Genomic DNA, 1,429 nt, shown 5'->3' on the forward strand with positions numbered 1-1,429 from the left:
CTCGTTGTCCAGACCTGCGTTTGAGGTGCCAGTGCTCGCGAAGAGACCCGCGATGGCCGCAACCAACGCGATCAGCACCCGACTGATTGCCTTCATGTTCTCCCTAGCTTGTTCGAGGGCGAGTCCAAGAACCCACCAGTCTGTTTTCGGTGCCTGGCCGTCCGTACACCACACACCTCGCAAGATCTTCATGTGAGGCAAATTAGAAACTTCACATTCGGTTCTTACGGCTTGCTCATCGTTGACACGGGAAACATAACGGGGCGACATCACCCCGGCAACGCAAGCGATCGTCGCGCGCCGAACCCGTGCGGGGTGTCTGACACTTTGCTGAGCGCTTGGTCGCAGCGACTCGCGATGCGCTTTGCGAAGATGAGCGGCCCGTGTCCGCGCGGCTCTTTCCGGGCGAGGAGGCCGCATCCGCCGGGTCACAGCGACGGACCGAACTCTCCGCACGCGCCTCATCGCGGCCATCAGCCCAGCTCAGAGGCGGTGATCGGAACAATCGCGGGGCTACATTCAGCCTACCGAGGGCCACCGTCCGGCGACCCGTACGCTTGTCAATTGACACGCGCGTCGGGTGACGCGCCGCCCGCCGCGTTGTTAACTGAACCCGCGCACCATCGCCCCAGGGATGTCACATCACACCTGCGGTGTGACGAGAATCACATTTTGTGCGTATGCGCTGTTCACCGGCCCGTAACCTACGGACACGCGAACCTCAGCTTCGAGATCAGGAATAGGGGCGGTCGACCAGTGGCCATTCCGAATGTGCATCGTTCGATGCACGAAGTGGATTGCTCGCCGACGAACTAGTCGGCCGAGACGGGGGCCCACTCAACTGCGCGTGGCACGCCGCGGTGAGAGCGTCAGGCGGGCGTCAGGACACCCGGATACGGAAACGGCCCCCGGTGGATGACACCGGGGGCCGTTTCCGTCAGAGCTGGGTCAGTTCATGTTCCACGCTTCGCCGTAGGTGGTGACGCTGTCACCGGTCGAGGCGATCAGACGGGCGAACGGACGCAGCAGCACACCGCCGGCCGCACCGGTGACGGTGCCATGAGCGTTCGAGACCGCGACCGAACCGTCGGCGCCGGCCACGTCCACCGAGAACGTCGCGACTTCCTGGATGCCGGGGCCGTTGCCCAGGTCAGCCGAGATCGACACGCCGGGGAACAGCGGCGGGGTCTGGATGNTCCACCGAGAACGTCGCGACTTCCTGGATGCCGGGGCCGTTGCCCAGGTCAGCCGAGATCGACACGCCGGGGAACAGCGGCGGGGTCTGGATGCCCTCGAGCAGGGCGGACTCATCGCCCACATCGGTGTCCAAGCCGTCGAAGGCGATGTTGGGCGTGGTGTAGCTGAAGTTGATGCCCACACCCAGCGACCAGGGGAAGCCCACCTGGTAGCCCAGCTCCAGGCTGCCCTC

2 pseudogenes are annotated in these 1,429 nt (G+C 64.5%); both read right to left on the reverse strand.

What is annotated here, in order from left to right:
* Positions 1-192, reverse strand: a pseudogene (locus H7I41_RS30065) (hypothetical protein); the annotation flags it as partial.
* 756 nt (positions 193-948) lie between these two features.
* Positions 949-1,429: pseudogene (locus H7I41_RS30070) on the reverse strand (MspA family porin); the annotation flags it as partial.

This window comes from [Mycobacterium] manitobense (assembly GCF_025821665.1).
Lineage (GTDB): Bacteria > Actinomycetota > Actinomycetes > Mycobacteriales > Mycobacteriaceae > Mycobacterium > Mycobacterium arseniciresistens.